Origin of the sequence: Streptomyces sp. NPDC002742 (genome assembly GCF_042888885.1) — a bacterium.
In the GTDB taxonomy this organism is placed as follows: Bacteria; Actinomycetota; Actinomycetes; order Streptomycetales; family Streptomycetaceae; genus Streptomyces.
The window spans coordinates 37388-50264 of the sequence record NZ_JBIAQF010000011.1 but is presented as its reverse complement, the minus strand read 5'-3'; the positions used below and the strand labels follow the sequence as shown (position 1 = coordinate 50264).

Annotated in this window: 13 protein-coding genes and 1 pseudogene; 4 read left to right on the top strand and 10 right to left on the bottom strand. The window is 71.2% G+C overall.

The window, feature by feature from the left end:
• Positions 1-84 precede the first annotated feature (84 nt).
• The 3 genes from ACFYW8_RS20870 to ACFYW8_RS20860 are packed head-to-tail and all read right to left on the bottom strand — an operon-like array spanning position 85 to position 2986.
• The gene (locus tag ACFYW8_RS20870) at positions 85-813 is read right to left on the bottom strand and encodes a cupin domain-containing protein (RefSeq protein ID WP_389077478.1); all 729 of its coding nucleotides are present in this window, start codon (positions 811-813) and stop codon (positions 85-87) included.
• Positions 810-1751, bottom strand: a complete 942-nt coding sequence (locus ACFYW8_RS20865) for a PmoA family protein (protein ID WP_389077474.1) — start codon at positions 1749-1751, stop codon at positions 810-812. The genes ACFYW8_RS20870 and ACFYW8_RS20865 overlap by 4 nt, the downstream gene beginning before the upstream one ends.
• Positions 1748-2986, bottom strand: coding sequence for a Gfo/Idh/MocA family protein (locus ACFYW8_RS20860; RefSeq protein WP_389077470.1), 1239 nt, complete (start codon positions 2984-2986; stop codon positions 1748-1750). Before ACFYW8_RS20860 ends, ACFYW8_RS20865 begins: the two co-directional genes overlap by 4 nt.
• Before the next feature lie 378 nt (positions 2987-3364).
• Here ACFYW8_RS20860 and ACFYW8_RS20855 point away from each other — a divergent pair, with 378 nt between their 5' ends.
• Both ACFYW8_RS20855 and ACFYW8_RS20850 read left to right on the top strand, forming a co-directional pair.
• Complete coding sequence (locus ACFYW8_RS20855) at positions 3365-3538, top strand: hypothetical protein (protein ID WP_365870647.1); 174 nt, start codon at positions 3365-3367, stop codon at positions 3536-3538.
• Positions 3539-3741: 203 nt separating this feature from the next.
• Positions 3742-3921: a hypothetical protein gene (locus ACFYW8_RS20850; protein ID WP_365870648.1), complete on the top strand. Its 180-nt coding sequence runs from the start codon at positions 3742-3744 to the stop codon at positions 3919-3921.
• A 33-nt stretch (positions 3922-3954) separates the two neighbouring features.
• On the opposite strand, the gene ACFYW8_RS20845 is transcribed toward ACFYW8_RS20850, so the two are convergent.
• Entirely contained in the window at positions 3955-4695 is a 741-nt protein-coding gene (locus ACFYW8_RS20845) for a glucose 1-dehydrogenase (RefSeq protein ID WP_365870649.1), read from the bottom strand.
• 378 nt (positions 4696-5073) lie between these two features.
• Between ACFYW8_RS20845 and ACFYW8_RS20840 the strand changes: the two genes are divergently transcribed.
• Positions 5074-5559, top strand: a complete 486-nt coding sequence (locus ACFYW8_RS20840) for a nuclear transport factor 2 family protein (protein WP_389077460.1) — start codon at positions 5074-5076, stop codon at positions 5557-5559.
• A gap of 189 nt (positions 5560-5748) precedes the next feature.
• Positions 5749-7335, top strand: coding sequence for an apolipoprotein N-acyltransferase (gene lnt / locus ACFYW8_RS20835; protein ID WP_389077456.1), 1587 nt, complete (start codon positions 5749-5751; stop codon positions 7333-7335).
• Here the strand turns inward: lnt and ACFYW8_RS20830 are convergent.
• The 6 genes and pseudogenes from ACFYW8_RS20830 to fabG form a co-directional block, all read right to left on the bottom strand.
• Positions 7253-8164 (bottom strand): Gfo/Idh/MocA family oxidoreductase, encoded by a 912-nt coding sequence (locus ACFYW8_RS20830; protein WP_365870652.1) that lies wholly within the window; start codon positions 8162-8164, stop codon positions 7253-7255. The two genes, lnt and ACFYW8_RS20830, sit on opposite strands and share 83 nt — an antisense overlap.
• 1005 nt (positions 8165-9169) lie before the next feature.
• Entirely contained in the window at positions 9170-9727 is a 558-nt protein-coding gene (locus tag ACFYW8_RS20825; RefSeq protein ID WP_365870673.1) for a hypothetical protein, read from the bottom strand.
• Between the two features lie 122 nt (positions 9728-9849).
• The gene (locus tag ACFYW8_RS20820; RefSeq protein WP_365870653.1) at positions 9850-10533 is read right to left on the bottom strand and encodes a uracil-DNA glycosylase; all 684 of its coding nucleotides are present in this window, start codon (positions 10531-10533) and stop codon (positions 9850-9852) included.
• Between the two features lie 156 nt (positions 10534-10689).
• Positions 10690-11083: pseudogene (locus ACFYW8_RS20815) on the bottom strand (peptide-binding protein); the annotation flags it as partial.
• Positions 11084-11133: 50 nt separating this feature from the next.
• Entirely contained in the window at positions 11134-11895 is a 762-nt protein-coding gene (locus ACFYW8_RS20810) for an SDR family oxidoreductase (RefSeq protein WP_389077449.1), read from the bottom strand.
• A gap of 17 nt (positions 11896-11912) precedes the next feature.
• A complete protein-coding gene (fabG, locus tag ACFYW8_RS20805) occupies positions 11913-12674 on the bottom strand; it encodes a 3-oxoacyl-ACP reductase FabG (RefSeq protein ID WP_389077445.1) in 762 nt (253 codons plus the stop codon).
• Positions 12675-12877 lie beyond the last annotated feature (203 nt).

The following is a 12877-nucleotide window of genomic DNA, read 5'->3' as shown; positions in this document are numbered from 1 at the left end:
GGTCAGCGGTCAGCGGTCAGCGGTCAGCGGTCAGCGGTCAGCGGTCAGCGGTCAGCGGTCAGCGGTCAGCGGCGACGGTACGGCCTAGTCGGCCGCCTCGTAGACATCGAGCCGTCCGCACATTCCGAAACGGCCCCGCGCAAAAGGTTGTTCGGCCCGTACGACGGCCGCCGTGAGGTGCGACGCGTCTCCCCGTTCCAGTCGGTCGAGCTGGTCCCCCGTCGCCGCGGCGGCGGCCTCGGCGCCGCGCCGCCATCGTTCGCGCCACTCCGCGAGGCGCGGCCGCACCAGGTTCGCGGCGGCCCGGTGGAACGCCGCGAGGGGCGCGGGTCCGTCCGCGTCGCGCAACGCGCGGTAGCCCTCCAGGGCGAGATCGCGCCGGGCGCGGGCGAAGCGCGCCTGCTCCTCCTCCGGCGCGTCCGCCGGGACGGCGGTGGCAGCCGCGTAGGTCCCGGGATCGGTCAGGTACTCGGGGGGCAGGGTCATGACCGCGTCGCCCGCCTCCGGCAGACCGCTGTTCTGCATGAGCACGGTGATGCGCAGGTCGCGCTCGTTGACCAGCCGGTGGATCGTGCCCGGCGTGAACCACGCGACCGTGCCGGGCGCGAGTGACGTCACCTCGTACCCCGACGCCGTCAGCGTCTGGACCGAGCCGCGTCCACCGGTGACGACGTACGCCTCCGAACAGGTCAGGTGGAGATGGGGAGTTCCGCCGCGCGCACCGTCGACCGCGGGCCAGTCGTACACCCGCAGACGCGACACGGCGACGGCTCCCGGAAGCCCGGGAAAGCCGGTGGTCTCCGCCGCGCTCACCAGGGGTGCTCCGTCAGGTACTTGACGACGTCCTCGCGTTCCCAGGCCCCCTCGGCGACGACCACCCGGTAGCGGCGGGTGAGCGTGTCACCGGGTGCGAGTTCCAGTTCGTCGAAGAAGGCGAAGGACGGGGCGACGGCGGCGAAGGGCTCGTTGCGTACGAACCAGTGGGCCGGGTGGGCGCCCCGCGACCCGGCGTGATCGTTCTCGGGCGCGTGCGCGAAGACGAGGGTGGCGTGACCGTCGGAGCCGTCGTGCTCCGCCGAGTACGCGAGCCAGGGCGCCTGACACCCCATCAGCCCGGTTCCATCGGAGTCCGGTCCGATGACCAGCCCGTCCCGGAAGGCGCGCGGTCCGCGCCAGAACAGGCCGGTATAGCCGGCCATCTCACGCCCCGCGGTCGTCGGGCTGCCGAAGCGCAGGGGCTCCTCGCGACGGTTGGTGACCGCGGAACTCCAGGTCAGCGCCCAGGAACCCGCCCCGGGATCGACGTCGTGGACCTCGACGCGGCGCTCCTCGTCGGCCCACAGTTCACCGCCGTACGGATGCCACGTGAGCCGCTCGGCGATGACCGCGCCACCGCCCTCCGCCGTGACCTCCTCGAAGGCGACATGCGCCATCGACCCGACGCGTTCCGGGAGTTCGAGATATCCCCGACCGTGGACGTAGGTGTTACCGCCCCACAGGTTCTGGCCGGAGAGGTGCGAGGCCGTCATCTGAAGGCCCTTGTGCCAGCGGTGGTCGTTCGGTCGGTAGTCCGTGACGACGTTGCCGGACAGCGTCCGCAGCGGATGCAGATACGGCTTCGGGGACTCCCAGGCGGCCTCGGGACGGTAGACGTAGTTCAACAGCTCGACGCCGGTGGAGACTTCGCTGATCGCGATCCGCTCCCCGTGCGTGTGGACGATCCGCAGGACGGACCCCGAGACCTCGCTCACGCCCGGGCCTCCGCACGTGCCGCCTCGGGTGCCTCGGGCACCTCAGTGCCGGACCCGGCGGGTGCCCAGCCGGGCGCGCCACCGTGCAGTGCCGTGTAGTACGGGTCCCCAGGACCGATCTCCCCCGCGCGGACGGTCGTGTCCGTGAACGCCGACTTGTAGAGCGCGGTGATCAGTTCAAGACTGGTCCGCCCGTCGGCACCGCTGCTGCGCGGCCGTTCGCCCGCCCGCATGCTCGCGACGAGCTCCCGCAGCTGCGCGAGGTGTGAACTGGGCACGTCCGCGCCGAAATCCCGCCAGGCCGCGACATCCGCCTCCGGGACATCGGGCACCGGAGTGATCCGCCAGTCGTCGTTGCTGTGGCCGTACAGGTGGGTCAGCTCGACGGTGGCACGCTCGCAGTCGACACGGATGCGGCTGACCTCGTCGGGGCTCAGGACGCTGTTGACGACGGTCGCCAGGGCGCCGTTGGCGAAGCGGACCAGGGCGGTCGAGACGTCCTCCGTCTCCACGTCGTGCACCAGACGCCCGGTCATCGCGCGCACCTCGGTCCACGGTCCCAGCAGGTCCAGCAGCAGATCCATCTGGTGGATGCCGTGCCCCATCGCGGGTCCGCCGCCCTCGGTCGCCCATCGGCCGCGCCAGGGGACGGCGTAGTAGTCGGCGTTGCGGTACCAAGTGGTCTGGCAGTGCGCGACGAGCGGCCGCCCCATGGCCCGATCCGCGATCAGGCGCCGTACATGCCGGGCGCCCGAGCCGAAGCGGTGCTGGAAGACGATCGCGGCGTACGGCCCGGCACACGGCCCGCCGTCCGTGCCCTCCGCCGCCTCGATGGCGTCGAAGTCGGCGAGCGTCGGCACGGGCGGCTTCTCGCACCACACCCACGCGCCCGCCCGCAACGCGGCGACGGTCTGCTCCCGGTGCAGGGTGGGCGGCGTACAGACGGAGACCAGATCGGGCCGCTGCTCCTCCAGCATCCGGTCCAGATCGGAATACACGTGCGGAATGCCCGCCTCGGCGCAGAACTCCCGGACAGCTCCCCCGGCGATGTCCACCGCGGCGACGATCTCCGTCTCGCCCTCCTCCGCGAGCCGGGCGAGTGCGGGGTGATGACTCCCGCGCGCGATGGCGCCGGCGCCGACGACCGCGACCCTGATGCGACGACCGTCGAGAGGAGTGTGCGCGGCGCTGTTCGTAGTGGCTTGGGGGGCGATTGCGGTACGGGATACGGTCATCTGCCTGATCAGCGCTCCATTGGACGTGATGTCGGACGTGATGTCAGACGTCGGCCAGCACAGGGCGCCACCGTGACGGACGCGTACCGCCGTACGGACGCGAGCAGTGGCAGCAAGCGCTTTCCCTGCCGCTGCAACGTAAGCGGCGGCAGGGCGGCCGGTCAACACCCCGGTCACCGCACGCACACGCCCCCAAACCGTTCCCCTCCAGTCCTCCATGGCCGAACCACGTGCCCGATCGTGTACGGACGCGCGGAATCACCTTGCGGCACCACTGCCGGGACGTACCGGCCGAGCGAGCTGTAGGCCGTCCGGCCGAACACTTCTGCGGACCGCGCCGGGGCGTTTTAACGTGGTCCCCCCGACTGGAGGTGGAACATGCCGAAGGAGCCGACGCTCAGCCGCTTGGGCACGGAAGCGCGCGGTGTGAAGTTCCCGGACGGCAGCCGCGGGATCATCCTGGTGAAGGCGGGAATCCCGCAGGACGAGGCGGACGCGATCGCGGCGCGGGTCTGGGCGGATCGACCGGAGCCGAGCGGGCCGAACGGCTGAACCGGTGGCAGTCCCCCCTGACCGCCGGGAGCGGGTGCCCCTCGACCGTCCGATCGCCGCATCCAGTCCGGGGCAACTCAAGCTGACGAAAAGGGAGTTCGGCGAGCAATGGGGCGTCGTTCCGCTACGTCGTGACGAAGCGCATACGACTTGAGTAGCCGCCCGGTAGCGCAGTGTCAGTCCTTGCGCCTAGGCTGTTGCGCATGTCCCCCGATGTCACTCCGCCTGGTTCCGTGCGGTCTGCCGCCGCGTTGAACGAACAGATCCGCGCCCTGTGGACGCGGACAGGCGGCTCCCTGTCCGCACAGGAGCGGGCGGAGTACGAGCTGTTGGTCGTGAAGTGGGCCGAGGCGATGCGCGGCGAGATCATCGAGGCGGCCTAGGACCGTTCGCGATTCCGGCCACGCACGGGCAGCTCACCGCCCGCCGGACACCCGTAGCACCGCCCCCGTCGTGTACGACGCTTCCGGCGACATCAACCACGAGACGGCGGCGGCGATTTCCTCCGCCCGGCCGACGCGGCGCAGCGGGATCGCCGGGGCGGCACGTTCGGCGCGGCCCGGGTCGCCCATGGCCGTGTGCATCTCGGTGTCGATCATGCCGGGCGCGACGGCGTTGACCCGGATGCCGTCGGGTCCGAGTTCCTTGGCGAGTCCCGTGGTCAGCGCGTCGACGGCCGCCTTGCTCGCCGCGTAGTGCACGAATTCGCCAGGACTGCCGAGGGTGGCGGCCGCCGAGGACATATTCACGATGGCGCCGCCTCCCAGGGCGGCCATGGACCGGGCGGCGCGACGCGAACAGAGCAGCGTGCCGAGCAGGTTGACCTCGATCACGCGCCGCAGATCCGCGGGGTCGGCGTCCGCGAGCCGCCCGAGCGGCCCGGTCACGCCAGCGTTGTTCACCAGCCCGGTCACGTGCCCCAACCGGTCCGCGGCCGTGTCGAAGAGCCGCTCGACGTCGGCCTCGTCGGAGGTGTCCACACGCACTGTGACACAGCGTGCCCCGGCCGAGCGGACGGCGGCCGCGGTCCGCTCGGCGGCCTCGCCGTCGCTCACGTAGCCGACGACGACGTCGTGCCCGTCCGCCGCGAGCCGTGTACAGGTCGCGGCGCCGATCCCTCTGCTCCCGCCCGTGACGATCGTGACAGGACGTGTCATAAGAGCCTCCTGGAGTGGCGGACGAGTCACCGACGCACCGGCAGGGTGATCGACAGCGGCGGAGACACCCAATGGAATCAGCATGGATCATGCATGGGATCAGCATGGACCGGGTTGGTCCTGGTTGGTCCGCGGTCGATGGAATCGCCATGGACCGGGCAGTCCGCGCTCGACCATGGATCCGTGGCGATCGCGGATCCGCGTCGGCCTCGGCGTGACGTCTCCGAACTTCCAAGATCAGCTCGCGCGCGCAGGGGTGCCGCCTCACCCACGAGACCGCCGGGACGGAGCCCCCGATGCCGAGCCGGACCCTGCCGGACACCGATTGTCCCCGCACAGCCTCTTGGCGTGGCACGTCCGGTGGCCAACACTGAGCCGATGACGCAGCGTGTGGAGCTCGCGACCGTGCTGGACCGGTTCGCCGTGGACGAGATCGTCACCGCCTACGCGGTGGCAGTGGACGACGGTGACTGGGAGGCGTACCGGGGGCTGTTCGCGCCGAAAGGCCGCGCCGACTACCGCTCGGCCGGAGGCATCGAGGGCGACGCCGACGACGTCGCCGAGTGGCTTTCGCAGAGCCTGGAGCTGTTCGCGATGCGCCAGCATCTGATCGTCAACCGGCGGGTACGGTTCGGCGTCCTGGATCAGGACACCGGCGACACGGCCGAGGTGCGGGCGGACTACATCAACCCGATGCGGTTCGCGGGGCAGGACGTTGATACCACCGCACCCGACCTCGTCTGCGGCGGCCGTTACGCCTTCGGCCTGCTGCGCACCGGCGACGGCTGGCGGCTGCGCCAGGTGGTCGTCCAGGAGAAGTGGCGCCGAATGCCTCAGCCCCGGAACGCGCCCACGAACACCTGAGCCACCCGGCACGCGCCCGCGAACGCCCGAGCCACCGGACGGCTTCCTTACCGAAACCGCGCGTTCCCGGCCCGCCTCCGGAACCTGGGGCGCTTCCCGGCCGACGCGCCCCTCCCGGTCTCCGTGCCCCCTGTCGGAGATCGCCGCCGACGCGCACACTGGAGACACTGCGGGGCAGGGAGGCGAAGGATGAAAAGGCCCGACCGTGCGTTCTGCCCATGGCTGGTCTCCCCCTGGCGGCGCGGTGTCGTCGCGGCGTCGGCGGGTGCGCTGCCCGTGTTCGCGTTCCCCGCCCCGTCCTGGTGGTGGTTCGCGTACGTGGCGCTGGTGCCCTGGATCCTGCTGGCCCGCTCCGCCCCCACGGGCAGGCGTGCCGCGTACGACGGCTGGCTCGGCGGGTTCGGTTTCATACTGGCCGTGCACCACTGGCTGCTGCCGAGCCTGAATGTCTTCACGGTGGTCATAGCGGCACTGCTCGGCGCGCTGTGGGCCCCGTGGGGCTGGCTCGTCCGGCGGTTCCTGGCCGGGGTGCCGTCACCGGGCCAGGTCGGCGCCGCCCTCCTCGTCCTGCCGTCGGGGTGGCTGATGGTCGAACTCGCCCGGTCCTGGCAGGGGTTGGGCGGCCCCTGGGGTCTCCTCGGATCGAGTCAGTGGCAGGTGGAGCCCGCGCTGCGGCTGGCCTCGGTCGGCGGGGTGTGGCTGCTCAGCTTCCTGGTGGTGGCGGTCAACGTCGCGGTCGCGGTGCTGGTCTCGGTGCGTGAGTCCCGTATGCCCGCAGTGGCCGGGCTGGTCGCGACGGCGGCCGCGACCTCGGCGGCCTGGGCGTGGTCGCCGCGCCCGGAGGTCGACGGCCGGGTGCGCGTCGCGGTCGTGCAGCCCGGTGTCATAAGCGGCAGCGCGAGCGGCGACAAGCGCTTCGCCCGCGAGGAGGCGCTGACCCGGGAACTCGCGGGCCAGGGCGCCGACTTGGTCGTCTGGGGCGAGAGCAGCGTCGGCTTCGACCTGGCCGACCGACCCGATCTGGCGCACCGCGTCGCGACGCTGTCCCAAGAGGTCGGCGCCGACATCCTGGTGAACGTCGACGCGCGCCGCTCCGACCGGCCCGGCATCTACAAGAGCTCGGTCGTGGTGGGGCCGCACGGTCCGACCGGCGAGCGCTACGACAAGATGCGGCTGGTCCCGTTCGGCGAGTACGTGCCCGCCCGCTCCCTCCTCGGCTGGGCCACCTCCGTCGGCAAGGCCGCGGGCGAGGACCGCCGGCGGGGCACCGAGCAGGTGGTGATGAACGTCGGTCACGGGCTGCGCGTCGGCCCCATGATCTGCTTCGAGTCGGCGTTCCCGGACATGAGCCGCCACCTCGCCAAGGACGGCGCCGAGGTGCTGGTGGCCCAGTCCTCCACGTCGACGTTCCAGCACAGTTGGGCGCCCGAGCAGCATGCCTCGCTCGCCGCGCTGCGCGCCGCCGAGACCGGCCGCTCCATGGTGCACGCGACCCTCACGGGCGTCTCCGCGGTCTACGGGCCGGACGGCGAGCGCATCGGCTCCTGGCTCGGCACGGACGCGAGCAGCGCGACGGTCTACGAGGTTCCGCTGGCCCGGGGTGTCACGCCGTACGTCCGTTTCGGCGACTGGCCGCTGCACGGCGCCCTGCTGGTGATGGCGGCGCTGTGCGTGACGGAGGGCGCGCGCACCTTCAGACTGCGGCGGACCGCTCCTGAACCGCTCGTACCACCCGCTCGCACAACTCGTGAGTCGCCAGCGCGTCCCGGGCGCTGAGCACCTTTCCCGCGCGAACGGCGTCGAGGAACGCGAGGACCGCCTGCTCGATGCCGCGTTGTCTGGCCACCGGCACCCAGTCGCCGCGCCGCCGCACGGTCGGCTGCCCCTTGTGGTCGATCACCTCGGCGAGATTGACCACCTGACGCTTGGTGTCCTGGCCCGAGACCTCGAGGATCTCCTCGTTCGAGCCGCTCAGTCTGTTCATCACACCGAGTGCGGTGAATCCGTCTCCGGCGAGCTGGAGCACGACGTGGTGCAGCAGCCCGTCCTCGGCACGGGCCCGCACCGTCACGTCGTCGACCGGTCCCGGCACGAGGAAGCGCAGAGTGTCGACGACATGGATGAAGTCGTCGAGGACCATGGTGCGGGGGTCCTCGGGCAGTCCTGTGCGGTTCTTCTGCATCAGGATGAGCTCACGCGGGTGTTCGACGCACTGTGCGTATCCGGGTGCGTGACGCCGGTTGAATCCGACCGCGAGACCGACGTTCCGCTCCTCCGCGAGCCGGACCAGCCGCTCCGATTCGGCGAGCTCGTACGCGAGCGGCTTGTCGACGTACGTCGGTACGCCCGCCTCCAGCAGCCGCGTGACGATCTCCGGGTGGGCGACGGTGGCCGCGTGCACGAACGCGGCGTCGAGGTCCTGGGCCAGCAGATCGGCCAGGTCGGTGTGGCGCTGCGTCCGCGGCAGGTGAAGGCTGTCGGCGACCCGGTCGAGCGTCGCGGGCGTCCGCGTCTGCAGATGCAGCTCGATCTCGGGCTGCACACCGAGCACGGGCAGATACGCCTTCTGCGCGATGTCGCCGAGTCCGATGCAGCCGACCTTCACAGGGGTCTCCTTCAGTCGCCGACGCGGTTCCCGTCGGAAGCATACGGCCGCCGCGGCGGCCGCCTGCCGGCGATTCCGTCCGAGCTCCGCGGGAAGATCGCGGGTCCCGCCTCGGACAAGGCCATGATCGCCGTCTGCGCCGGGCGATCACGACGCGGTCGCTCATCACGTTCATCCAGGCCGCCCAGAGGGCCTTACGGGCGACGCTTGCCTTCTCCGGGGTCCTCCCTTGTCCCGGGTCTCTTGAACGGGGTCGCTTGAACGGGGTCGCTTGTCCCCCGAGTGGGCCGCCGGGTCGGCGACCCCTGCCGATCGGGCGTGGTGGCCGCTGCCCGCAGAGGAAGGCCCGCACCCCGCGCACCCCGCGCACCAGGAGCGTGTCAGCTCACCAGGAGCGCGTCAGCTCACCGACGTCCGGTACCGCCGGAGGAGCGGAAGGATCACCCGTGCGGGGCATCCTGGGCTTCTCCGCTCCCCAAAGCGATCCGGAACCAGCAGAGTTGCGTGGGTGTATCGAACGACGACGACCGCAACGCTCCTGGTCGCCGTGGCAGTCACCGCCCTCTCGGGTTGTGTGACCGTCCAGCGGCCTCCCGCCTCCGGCTCCCCTTCCGCCCCGTCCGGGCCCGCCACACCGCAGAAGGACGACAAAGGTGGGTCCCAGATCGTGCAGGCCCCGGGCCGGGAGGCGCTGGCGCGCGTCGGTCCCTCGCACAAGCCCTCACCCGAAGCGGCGACCCGGCACCCGGTGTCTCCCCCACCGCGGGCCGTGGCACCCCCGGCCCCTCCGCGGCACGTCCACCCGGCACCGCGTCCCGAACCACGCCACCCGAAGCCCCGCGTCGCGGCTCCTCCCGGCACCCCCGCCCTGCCGAAGCGTTCGGACGTGTGCGCCCTCGGCAGTAAGTACGGAGGCTGGAACGCGGACAGCCCCGCGTCGGTCATCTGTATGAAGACGTACGGAAACTGACCGCACCCGCGGGCCCGGGCCCGGAACCGGCGGACTCACGGCCGCTGTCTGGGCGGTCCCAGGGTCTCGCCCCCGGAGCCGCCGAAGCGGTCGGGGCCGCCGGCCTCCGCCGATGATCCGGTGTCCCGGAGTCTCAGCTCCAGCCGGCCGATCGCCGCGCGGACACCGTCCCCGTATCTGTCGTCCGCGAGGGCGCCGACCGCGCCGCGGGCCCGGCGTAGATGGGTCCGGGCCGCCTCCGCGCGGCCGAGCTTCGCATAGTCCGCGGCGAGGTTCAGATGGAGCGAGGGGTAGAACGCGCGTACGGCAAGGGACTGGTGGGGCTCTGCGACCCGGCCGTCGGTCAGTTCCTCGGCCGCCGACAGAGCCCGCAGGTCCCAGGCGAGTTCGTCCGCGGGGTCGTCCTGGGTGTCGGCCATGTAGTGCGCGAGTGTGCAGCGGTGCAGGGCGTCACCGCCTTCGCCGATCTCCCCCCACAGACTCAGGAAGCGGCCCCGGGCCTCCTCGCGGTCACCGGCGTGGTGCAGCATGACGGCCTGTCCGATCCGGGTCATCATGGCGTCCGGTGCCGCCTGCTCCTGTTGCTCCGCCACCGCGTCCTCCAGGCTCGTCACTGTCCCTCACGACGCTAGCCGGAGCCACTGACAATCCCGCTCAGGCGCCCCCGTACGCCGCTGGGCCAGGCCGGTGACGGTCCCGCCCAGCGGCTCGGCCGTCAGCCCAGGTCCGGGATGCGCCAGTCGATCGGCTCATGGCCCTGGGCGGCCACGGCCTCGTTGATCTGCGTGAACGGACGCGAGCCGAAGAACTTCTTCGCGGACAGCGGTGAGGGGTGTGCCCCCTTCACCACCACATGGCGCTCCTCGTCGATCAGCGGGAGCTTCTTCTGCGCGTAGTTGCCCCACAGCACGAAGACCGCCGGGTCGGGGCGGTCGGCCACCGCGCGGATGACCGCGTCGGTGAACTTCTCCCAGCCCTTGCCCTTGTGCGAGTTCGCCTCGCCGGAGCGGACCGTCAGCACCGCGTTGAGCAGCAGCACGCCCTGTTCGGCCCACGGCATCAGATAGCCGTTGTCCGGGACCGGGGTGCCCAGCTCCTCCTTCATCTCCTTGTAGATGTTCCGCAGCGACGGCGGGGTCTTCACCCCAGGACGGACCGAGAAGCACAGCCCGTGCCCCTGGCCCTCGCCGTGGTAGGGGTCCTGACCGAGGATCAGCACCTTCACCCGCTCGTACGGCGTGGCGTCGAGCGCGGCGAAGACCTCCTCCCGCGGAGGGTAGACGGGACCCTTCGCGCGCTCCTCCTCGACGAACTCGGTGAGTTCTTTGAAGTAGGGCTGCTGCAGCTCCTCGCCCAGGACGCCGCGCCAGGACTCGGGCAGCATGGCGATATCGGTCACGTCAACTTCCTTCGATGTGCGATGACTTTCAGACCACAGAACCTACCGTCGCCCACTGACAATCGGTTCCTGGCCCGCGTCGAGGCCGTGCGCCGGGTACCGTGTGCCCCCGCGGCGCAGCCGACCGGGGTCCCGGTTCTCCGGTGACCCGCCCCGCTACCAGCCCGGCTCGCGGTCCAGCTCGCACATCGTCGTGATCGTCGACGGGTCCAGTGCCCGCTCGCCGCCCGGGAACCCCTCGTTCGCGGCCACGCACTGCCCGGCCTGCCACAGAGGCAGCAGCCGGGCGGTCGTCGACGAGGATCTGCTGGGCCTCCTCGTCGGGGAACCAGCCGCGGCCTGACACCGGTTACTCGCCGCCGCGGTAGCCCGCTTCGTACGTCTTCCACGGGCGGCTCGTGAGCGTGCCCCGGAACAGGCCGGGGCCGTCGAGCCGGCTCTTGAGTTCGCGGAACTCCGGGGCGGTCTCGGAGCCGTAGCGGTCGGTCGGGTACCAAAGGGTCAGCGGGACAAGCCCGTTGACGCCCGCGTCGAGCAGGATCTTGCGGGCCACCGGTCGGACGTTCCCCGCGCGCGGGGAACGTCCGACCGACCCTCGCGTCACTCGACTCCGGCGTTGAGGAACATCCCGCCATCGACCACGAGCGTCTGACCGGTGACCCAGTCCGACTGCTGCGAGGTCAGGAACGCGGCGGCTCCGCCGATGTCGGAGGGCACTCCGAGCCGGCCGAGCGGGTAGGCCGCGGCGGCCTCCGCCTCACGGCCCTCGTACAGTGCGGCCGCGAACTTCGTCTTCACCACGGCGGGGGCGATGGCGTTGACCCGCACCCTGGGCGCGAACTCGTGCGCCAGCTGCACGGTCAGGTTGATCATCGCGGCCTTGCTGATGCCGTACGCCCCGATGAACGGCGAGGGCGCGAGGCCGGCGACCGAGGCGATGTTGACGATCGCGCCGCCGTTCTCGCTCTGCCAGGCCTTCCAGGTCTGCTGGGCGAAGCCGAGCGCGGAGACGACGTTGGTCTCGAAGACCTTGCGCGCCACGTTGAGGTCCAGCTCGGCGATCGGCCCGAACACCGGGTTCGTACCGGCGTTGTTGACCAGGAAGTCGACGCGGCCGAAGGCCTCCATGGTGCGCTCCACGGCGACGGCCTGGTGGGCCTCGTCGTGGGCCTTGCCGGCCACGCCGATGACGCGGTCGGCGCCGAGCGCCTCTACGGCCTCCTTGAGGGCGTCCTCGTTGCGGCCGGTGATGCAGACCCGGTCACCGCGGGCGACCAGGGCCTCCGCGACGCCGTAGCCGATGCCGCGGCTCCCGCCCGTGATGAGCGCGACCTTGCCCGAGAGTTCGGGGAGCGTGGTCATGTTCTTTTCCCCCGTACTCAGTTGAGCGGTCCGCCGGCCACGTACAGCACCTGGCCGGAGACGAATCCGGCGGCCTCGCCGGTGAAGAACGCGATGGCGTTGGCGATGTCGTCGGGGTTGCCGACGCGCTGCACGGGGATCTGGGTGGCGGCCGCGGCCTGGAAGTCGTCGAAGTCCATCCCGACACGGGCGGCGGTGGCGGCGGTCATGTCCGTGACGATGAAGCCGGGCGCCACGGCGTTCGCGGTCACGCCGAACTTGCCGAATTCGATGGCCAGGGTCTTGGTGAGGCCCTGGAGGCCGGCCTTGGCGGTGGAGTAGTTGGCCTGGCCGCGGTTGCCCAGCGCCGAGGACGAGGACAGGTTCACGATACGGCCGAACTTGGCGTCGACCATGTGCTTCTGGCAGGCCTTGGCCATCAGGAAGGCGCCGCGCAGGTGCACGTTCATGACGGTGTCCCAGTCGGACGCGCTCATCTTGAACAGCAGGTTGTCGCGCAGGACGCCCGCGTTGTTGACCAGGATGGTCGGCGCGCCGAGCTCCTCGGCGATCCGCGCGACGGCGGCCTCCACCTGGGCCTCGTCGGACACGTCGCAGCCGACCGCGAGGGCCTTGCCGCCGGCCGCGGTGATCTTCTCCACGGTGTCCTTGCACGCGGCCTCGTCGAGGTCGATCACCGCGACGGCGCGGCCTTCCGCGGCCAGTCGTACGGCGGTCGCGGCGCCGATGCCGCGCGCGGCACCGGTGACTACGGCGACGCGCTGCTCAGTGGTGGACATTGCTGGTTCTCCTCGCCCTTGGAAAAGCCGGCCCAAGCCCGGCCAAGCTGTCTCGACAACCTTGCGGAGTCTTCCGGTGTCCTGGAAGACCTGCGGCTCACACGGTACGCCCGTCCAGTGAGCGACCGCTTAGTACCTTCAGCAGACGTGACGCTAGAAGCCCTGGCACCCGGTGTCAACGGCACACCGCGCGCATGTGATCC